At 72.0% G+C, this 7,010-nt stretch carries 7 protein-coding genes; 5 read left to right on the top strand and 2 right to left on the bottom strand.

Annotated features, from left to right (window positions below; genetic code table 11):
- On the top strand, positions 1-268 hold a 268-nt coding region (locus OM98_RS15990), incomplete at its 5' end, for a hypothetical protein (RefSeq protein ID WP_217491411.1).
- 538 nt (positions 269-806) lie between these two features.
- Positions 807-1,070, top strand: coding sequence for a hypothetical protein (locus OM98_RS15850; RefSeq protein ID WP_010533730.1), 264 nt, complete (start codon positions 807-809; stop codon positions 1,068-1,070).
- 24 nt (positions 1,071-1,094) lie between these two features.
- On the opposite strand, the gene OM98_RS06175 is transcribed toward OM98_RS15850, so the two are convergent.
- Complete coding sequence (locus tag OM98_RS06175) at positions 1,095-1,628, bottom strand: arsenate reductase/protein-tyrosine-phosphatase family protein (protein WP_010533729.1); 534 nt, start codon at positions 1,626-1,628, stop codon at positions 1,095-1,097.
- A gap of 162 nt (positions 1,629-1,790) precedes the next feature.
- Between OM98_RS06175 and OM98_RS06170 the strand changes: the two genes are divergently transcribed.
- Genes OM98_RS06170 through OM98_RS06160 form a run of 3 tightly spaced genes read left to right on the top strand, consistent with a single transcriptional unit; the run spans position 1,791 to position 3,906 of the window.
- Positions 1,791-2,276 carry a GNAT family N-acetyltransferase gene (locus tag OM98_RS06170; protein WP_010533728.1) on the top strand — a complete coding sequence of 162 codons (486 nt, stop codon included), beginning with the start codon at positions 1,791-1,793 and terminating at the stop codon, positions 2,274-2,276.
- A 23-nt stretch (positions 2,277-2,299) separates the two neighbouring features.
- Positions 2,300-3,391, top strand: coding sequence for an App1 family protein phosphatidate phosphatase (locus OM98_RS06165; RefSeq protein ID WP_010533727.1), 1,092 nt, complete (start codon positions 2,300-2,302; stop codon positions 3,389-3,391).
- Complete coding sequence (locus OM98_RS06160) at positions 3,388-3,906, top strand: GNAT family N-acetyltransferase (RefSeq protein WP_010533726.1); 519 nt, start codon at positions 3,388-3,390, stop codon at positions 3,904-3,906. The genes OM98_RS06165 and OM98_RS06160 overlap by 4 nt, the downstream gene beginning before the upstream one ends.
- 196 nt (positions 3,907-4,102) lie before the next feature.
- On the opposite strand, the gene ppc is transcribed toward OM98_RS06160, so the two are convergent.
- Positions 4,103-6,937, bottom strand: coding sequence for a phosphoenolpyruvate carboxylase (gene ppc / locus OM98_RS06155; RefSeq protein ID WP_010533725.1), 2,835 nt, complete (start codon positions 6,935-6,937; stop codon positions 4,103-4,105).
- Positions 6,938-7,010 lie beyond the last annotated feature (73 nt).

Here is a 7,010-nt window from a genome sequence, read left to right as displayed (position 1 = left end):
CGGAGCCCTCGACCGCGGAGCCCTCGACCGCGGAGCCCTCGACCGCGGAGCCCTCGACCGCGGAGCCCTCGACCGCGGAGCCCTCGACCGCGGAGCCCTCGACCGCGGAGCCCTCGACCGCGGAGCCCTCGACCGCGGAGCCCTCGACAGACCCCTCGACAGACCCCTCGACAGACCCCTCGACAGACCCCTCGACAGACCCCTCGACAGAGCCCGGATGCGAAAGCCCAGAGACGCATTCGCCCACGCCCACTCCCACCACCAGTAGTTCTCCATCTGCGGCTTCACCTCAGGAGGGCAATCAGGCCGGGGCCACGGCAGATTCCGTCGCACCTGATGAAGCCGAGCCGACGGAGTGCGATTCCGACGATGAGGCCGAATCCGGCGCTGGCGACGGGGATTTCACGGGTTCACCCGGTGGAAGCAATGGGGCAGGTAATAGCGACGACGCGGACGGGGACGATGCAACCTCCGACGGGTCGAGTGACTCCCGGGAGGACACCTCAGACTCCAGTGGCGGCGAGGAGACCTCTGGCGGCGGGTCGAGCTCAACCGATGACTCCTCCGGTGATTCCTCCGGCGGCAGCTCCTCCGGGTCGGACAGCTCCACGCCCGTCGAGGAACCGGCCCTCTCCGAGCCCAGCTCGCAGCCGCGCAGCACGCAGCAGCAGACCTCCGAGCCGGCGCAGGACGCCGAGCCCGCACCGCAGGAGCAGGAGCAGGAGCAGGAGCAGGAGCAGGAGCAGGAGCAGACTACCGAGGCGGAGGAATCCGAGGCGGCCAGCCCCGTCTCCGACTCCCGGCCCGTGACCTCCACCTCCGGATACGCCACCGCCGAGGAGTCGCCCACCGAGGAGGAGACCTCCACGCCCGCGCCGAGCGCTGGTTCGGGCTCCGGGAGCTCGAACGACGGCGGCCCCGTCGTGCAACTGCTGAACGCCATCACCGATGACTCCGGCTCCGGCTTCGGTCTGCTGCGTCAGGTGCTGGTGGCGGCCCTCGGCATCGGCTTCCTCACCGCCGCCGGCTTCATCGGCGCCACCTGGCGCAACCGCGGCCCGGGGGCCTGAGCCCGCGAGCCGCCGAAGAGGAGCTCAGCCCTTCCGCTCCTCCGTCTCCCGCATCCGCAGCCGCGTGTGCAGCAGGATCGAGGGCACCGCCCTCTGCATCGCCAGGATCGTGCGATCGAAGGCCTTCTGCCCCTGGTACCAGGGGTCCTTCACCCCCAGCTCCGCCTCCGTGGCGTCCACCCTGGCGCCCGGATCGAACTGACGCCATAGCACGATCTCCGGCAGGTCCGCCCCCTCGGGCGCCTGATCCACCATTCGTCGCAGCGTCTGCGCGTGCTCGGTGGTCATCGGCAGCACCAGGTCCCAGCGCAGCAGCTCGGTGACGTGGATCGTCGAAGCCGTGTGCGTGAAGGGCCGCTGGTAGCCGGCGCGCTCCAGGGCCAGCTCTGTGCGGTCGTCCATCGGATGGCCCTCCGCCTCCCAGCTGGTGCCGGCGGAGCCGATCTCGATGCGGTCGGCGAGACCGGCGAAGCGGACGCCCTCGCGCAGCATCACGGCGGCCGCCGGGGAGCGGCACACGTTGCCGGTGCACACGGTGAGGATGCGGTATCGGGCCATTGCCCCATTGTGACAAGAGGTGGGGGCGGATGCGGCGCGAATCCACTGCGCCCCGTACACTGTGGGGGACGTGAGCTCATCGGCCCCGGCACGGAGTCGGCGAGGACGTCCCGCAGGGCGCCGATCGCCCCTACTTCGCACTGACGGTTCAGGAGGACTGCGATGGCCGACATCATCCGCGCCCACGACGACGACTGGCCGCTGGTCCGGGAGATCCGACTGCGCTCCCTCAGCACCGATCCCGCCGCCTTCGGGCAGAGCTGGGAGAAGGAGTCCACCTACGAGGACTCCATCTGGCAGCAGCGCGTGCAGGACGCCGCCTGGTTCCTCGCCGTCGACGCCGGCCAGCCGGTCGGCGTGGTGGCCGTCCGCCACGAGGGCGACTCCCCCGACTCCGAGCGCGAGCTGCAGGCCATGTGGGTCACCCCGAAGTCCCGCCATACCGGTCTCGCGCAGGCCCTCGCCCAGGCCGTCATCGACTGGGCGCGCGAGGACGGTGCCGAGGCCGTCACCCTGTACGTCGGCCCGCGCAACACCATCGCGAAGTCGCTGTACGAGTCCCTCGGCTTCGAGGACACCGGCGACCGCTGGCAGATCGTCGACGACGACCCGGACGGCGCCTGGCTGAAGCTCTCCCGCGGGCTCTGAGCCGCCGAGCTCCTCACTCACTCGTGTTCCGCGACCTCTCCGGCGCGCTCCGTGCCCGCCGCGATCCCGAGGCCCGCTCCGACCGTCCCCACTGGGCCGCCCGCCTGGAGGACGTGAAGAACACCGTCGTCGGCGGGTTGCTCCACCGCGCCGGCTGGGACCTGCGCATCCAGCCCTTCACCGGCTACGGCACCACCGAGCGGGTGCGTATCCTCGCGAAGATCCGGTACGCCTCCCCGGGCACGTCGGCCGACCACCACGACCAGCCGGTGCACGACATGCGGCGGATGGCCGCGCGCGGCTGGCGGAACTTCGCCGGGCAGGTCGCCCCGTTCTCCCGCGTCCACGTGCGCCTCGGTGACGCCGAGCACGTCGTGCAGGCGGACCGCTCCGGCATCGTCGATGCCGAGCTCGACGTCGACCTCTCCCCCGGCCACCACGAGGCCGAGCTGTGGACCGACGGGCACGACCTGGTCACCGCCGACGTGATGGTCATCGGCCCGGACACCCGCCTCGGCCTGATCAGCGACGTGGACGACACGGTCCTGGTCACCTGGCTGCCGCGACCGCTGCTGGCCTTCTGGAACGCCTTCGTCACCCACCAGTCCAACCGGCGCGTCGTGCCCGGCATGGCGATGCTCTACCAGCGGCTGCGTCGCGCCCACCCGGACATGCCCGTCCTGTACCTCTCCACCGGCGCGTGGAACGTGTTCCCGGTGCTGCGGCGCTTCCTGTACCGCAACGGCTACCCCGACGGGCCCATGCTGCTGACCGACTGGGGCGCCACCAACACCGGCTTCTTCCGCTCCGGACGCGCGCACAAGGAGCGCTCGCTCGCACGCCTCTCGGAGATGTTCCCGCAGGTCCGGTGGATCCTGGTGGGCGACGACGGCCAGCACGACCCCGCCATCTACGAGGCCTTCACCGAGGAGCACCCGGACCAGGTCGCCGCGATCGCGATCCGCCAGCTCACCGAGCCCGAGCAGCTCCTGGCCCACGGCACCCTGCGCCCCCTGCGGCGCCGCCGAGGCGCCGGCTCGGGCCCACTGGAGGTGCGCGCCCCCGACGGCCACGGCCTGCTCCGCCAGCTCGAGGGAAGCGAGATCCTGCCATGAGCGAGATCGTCCTCCGCCCCGCCACCCCCGCCGACACCGAGGGCGTCATCGCCGTGGTCGAGGCGGCCTACCGCGGCGAGGGCGGCTGGACGACCGAGGCGCACCTGGTGGGCGGCACCCGCACGACGGCCCGCGAGGTCGAGGCGCTGCTGGCCGACGATGCCGTGGAGCTGCTGGTCGCCGAGGGCGCCGACGGCGGCATCGACGGCTGCTGCTACACCGCCGCCCAGGGCTACCGCGCCGAGTTCGGCCTGTTCGCCGTCGCGCCGCGAGCCCAGTCCGCGGGGCTGGGGCGACGCCTGCTCGGCGCCCAGATCGACCTGCGCACGGCCCAGGGCCTGCGGGCGCTGGAGATCCACGTGCTGCAGTCCCGGCCCGAGCTGCACGCCTGGTACCGGCGGCAGGGCTTCGCGGCCACCGGCTCCACCATCCCCTTCCCCGGGGACGCGGCCGATCTCCGCGTGGCCGGGCTGCGCATGGAGGTCATGGAGCTGGTCCTCGGCGACACCGCCTGACCGCCCGTCCCCACCGCCCAGCCGGAGAGCCCGACCTCTCGCCCGGCCCGGACCACGGTTCTCCTCGCCCCACTTCCACGGGTGGAAGCAGGGCGAGGAAAAGCTCGCACCCCGGCCGCACGCGCCTCCTCGAGCATGACGACGGCCCCGGGGCGGCGTCGCGCCTCCCCGGGGCCGTCGTGGCTCGCGCGGCCGCTCAGCCGGTGTTCTTCAGGCCCGCGGCGACACCGTTGATGGTGGTCAGCAGGGCCCGCTGCAGCTCCGGCGGGGTCTCCTCCCCCGCCGCCTGGGTGGCGCGGACCCGCTGGAGCAGCGCCACCTGCATGTAGGAGATCGGGTCGAGGTAGCGGTCGCGCACAGCCAGGGTGCGCTTGAGCACCGGCTGGTTGTCCAGCAGGTTCAGCACCCCGGTGAGGCGCTCGATCTCGGCCACGGTCAGCTCGTACTCGGCCTTGATGCGCTCGAACAGGGGCCACAGCCGCTCGGGCACCAGGGAGTGCACGTAGTGGGAGGCGATCTGCATGTCCGTCTTCGCCAGCGTCATCTCGACGTTGCTGATGACGGTGCGGAAGAAGTGCCAGTGGCGCATCATGTCGTGCAGGTCGGGCTCGAGGCCCGCCTCGCGCGCCGCCTTCAGGCCGGAGCCCGCACCGAACCAGCCCGGCACGATCTGGCGGGACTGGGTCCAGCCGAACACCCACGGGATCGCCCGCAGGCCGTCCAGGCCCTTGTCGGAGGTGGTGCGCTTGGAGGGGCGCGAGCCGATGTTCAGGTCGCCCAGCAGCTCCACCGGGGTTGAGGTCACGAAGTACTCCGGCAGGTCCGGGTCGTCCGCGAGGGTGCGGTAGCGGGCGAAGGCCGCGTCGGAGACGGTCTGCATGGCCTCGCCGAAGCGGTCCAGCTGCTCGCCCGTGGTGCGCGGCGTGGTGTGCAGGGCCGACCCCTCGATGACCGCGGCCAGGGACAGGTCGAGGTTCTCCCGCGCCAGGGTGGGCAGCATGTACTTGTCGGAGATGACCTCGCCCTGCTCGGTGAACTTGATCTCGCCCTCGAGCACGCCGTACGGCTGGGCCATGATCGCGTCGTAGGTGGGACCGCCGCCGCGGCCGACGGAGCCGCCGCGGCCGTGGAACAGGCGCAGGGTGACGCCGTGGCGGGCGGCCACATCGCGCAGACGACGCTGCGCCTGGTGGATCTCCCACTGGCTGGTCATCACGCCGGAGTCCTTGTTGGAGTCCGAGTAGCCGAGCATGACCTCCTGCCGGTCGCCGCGCAGGCGCACGATCTCGCGGTAGGAGGGGTCCGAGAGCAGCTGATCGAGGATCTCCCCGGCGCTGCGCAGCTCGCTGACCTCCTCCAGCAGCGGGGCGAAGCCGATATCCGCCCGGTTCTCGGTCTCGGCGCCGCCGGCGATGCGCACCAGCCCGGCCTCCCGGGCCAGCAGGGCCACGGCCAGCAGGTCGTCGGCGCCCTTGGTCATGGAGACGATGTAGGTCTCGATGGAGGCGGTGCCGTAGCGGCGGTGGGCGTCGCGGATCTCGCGGAACACGGTGTACGTGGTGCGGGTGGCGTCGTCCAGCAGGGTCTCGTCCTCGACCAGGGCGCTGCCGGCGAGCGGGCGACGGTTGGCCAGCTCGGAGGCGATCACCCGGGTGCGCTCCTCGCGGGTGAGCTCCGCGTAGGGGCGGTCCAGCTCGCCGAGGCGGTCGAACATGCGGGCCAGCAGCTCGTGGTGCTTCTCCGCGTGCTCGCGCACGTCGAGGGTGGCGAGGTTCAGGCCGGAGCCGGCCAGCACCTGCTGGGCGATCGCGACGGCTCCGTCGGCCACGCGGTTGCCACCGTGGCGGCGCAGCGCGGCGCGGAGGATCTCGAAGTCGTCCTGCAGCTCCTCGCCGTCGCGGTAGTCCTTGCCGTGCTCGTGGGCGTCGCCGGTCGCGAGGCGGCGCTTGGTGGCGCGCAGCTTGGCGCGCATGGTGCCGAGCTTGAGGCGGTAGGGCTCCTGCTCGAACAGGTCCTGCTGGTCCTCGGAGATGTCCCCGGTGTGGGTGAGGTCCTCAGCGATGCTGGCCCGCAGCTCCTCGTCGTCGCCGGTGAGGTCGCTGGAGATGGACAGCTCGGTGATGAGCTGGGTGACGACCTGGATGGCGATGTCGATCGCGGTCTCGGACTGCAGCTGCAGCACCTCGCGGGTGACCTCGGCGGTGACGAAGGGGTTGCCGTCGCGGTCGCCGCCGATCCAGGAGCCGAAGCGCAGCGGCACCTGGCGCTCCTGCAGGTCGGCGCCGTGGCCGCGCAGCTCCTCGCGCAGGTCGTCGAGGAAGCCCGGGATGGTCTGCAGGTAGAGCTGGCGCAGGTAGTAGATGGCGTTGCGGGCCTCGTCCTGCGGGGTGGGGCGCTGGCGGCGCAGCTCGTCGGTCAGCCACAGGCCCTCGATGGCCTCGGAGAGGTCCTGGTCCTGGCGGCGCCGGGCGACGGTTCCCTCCTCGGTGTCCGTCTCCAGCAGGTCGGAGATGCGGCGCAGCTTGGTCAGCACCGCCCGACGGGAGGCCTCGGTGGGGTGCGCGGTGAAGACCAGGCGCACGTCCAGGGAGTCGACGGCCTGCTGCAGGCCTTCGGCGCCGACCTCCTCGGCCACGCCCTCCACGGCGCGCGGCACCCAGGACTCGCCCGCGGGGCGCTCGGCCAGGGCCCGGACGCGGTAGACCTGCTCCGCGGCATTGGCCAGCAGGAAGTACTGGGAGAAGGCGCGGGTCAGGGCGGTGGCCTGCTCCAGCGGCAGCGCGGCCAGTCGCGCCTGCACGGCGGCGTCGTCCTCCGTGGTCTCGGTCGACTTCGCCTCCTTGGTCTGCTTGCGGACCTGCTCGACGAGCTCCAGCAGCTCGGGGCCGTGCTGATCGGCCAGGGTGCGGCCCAACAGGGTGGAGAGCCGGCGCACGGTGGCGCGCAGCGGGGCATCGATGTGCGGATCATCGCCAACTACTGGGAACTCGCTGGTCAGCGTGGGCACATGGATGGCGTCGTTCTGGGGCACGGAGTCTCCTGGTCTCGACGGCCGTCAAGGCGTGGTCGTCGATACGGCGGACGACCGCCTCGACGCGGGATCA

The organism is Brachybacterium squillarum M-6-3 (assembly GCF_000225825.1).
GTDB classification, from domain to species: domain Bacteria; phylum Actinomycetota; class Actinomycetes; order Actinomycetales; family Dermabacteraceae; genus Brachybacterium; species Brachybacterium squillarum.
The sequence above is the reverse complement of the archived record's forward strand: the minus strand, read 5'-3'. Positions and strand labels throughout refer to the sequence as shown.

What these genes read in the sequence shown, in the direction of transcription:
- OM98_RS06175 (WP_010533729.1), bottom strand. Translation starts at nt 1,628, where the DNA reads ATGGCCCGATACCGCATCCTCACCGTGTGCACCGGCAACGTGTGCCGC.
- OM98_RS06160 (WP_010533726.1), top strand. Translation starts at nt 3,388, where the DNA reads ATGAGCGAGATCGTCCTCCGCCCCGCCACCCCCGCCGACACCGAGGGC.
- OM98_RS06170 (WP_010533728.1), top strand. Translation starts at nt 1,791, where the DNA reads ATGGCCGACATCATCCGCGCCCACGACGACGACTGGCCGCTGGTCCGG.